Origin of the sequence: Streptococcus infantis (assembly GCF_001579645.1) — a bacterium.
Taxonomy (GTDB): domain Bacteria; phylum Bacillota; class Bacilli; order Lactobacillales; family Streptococcaceae; genus Streptococcus; species Streptococcus infantis_E.
Genome location: NZ_LQZF01000194.1, coordinates 1 through 449 on the forward strand (window position 1 = coordinate 1; position 449 = coordinate 449).

Annotated in this window: 1 protein-coding gene; it reads left to right on the top strand. The window is 43.9% G+C overall.

Annotation, left to right across the window (positions count from 1 at the left end; translation table 11 throughout):
* Positions 1–60: 60 nt before the first annotated feature.
* On the top strand, positions 61–449 hold a 389-nt coding region (locus SINDD18_RS10090), incomplete at its 3' end, for an accessory Sec-dependent serine-rich glycoprotein adhesin (RefSeq protein WP_241497374.1).

Below are 449 nucleotides of genomic sequence, written 5' to 3' on the forward strand. Positions count from 1 at the left end.
ATGTTTTTTAGACGTCGGGAAGGACGATATAGAGAAACAGACCGAGTAACGAGGTATAAATTGATCAAGTCAGGGAAACACTGGCTTCGAGCATCTACCTCTCTTTTTGGTTTGTTCAAGGTTCTTCGTGGTGGTATTGATACAGCTCAAGTTACAACAGAAGTCGTTGAAGATCGTGTTTCAACATCCCTAACTGGGCTTGATATCCTCAAGGGGATAGCTGCTGCGGGAACCGTCATAGGTGGAGGGATTGCGACTCAATCTCATGTCTATGCCAATGAACAGACTGCTGTTGAAAAAGTAGTTGAAGGTAAGGAAGTTCTCGCTAATGCGGACCAAGCTACCTTGGGAACAGTTGGTCAAGATGATCAAGAAACACCAACTTCAGATACAACTTCTCAGTCATTAAGTGAGAGTGAATCAGTATCAGCGAGTGAATCTGCATCTGT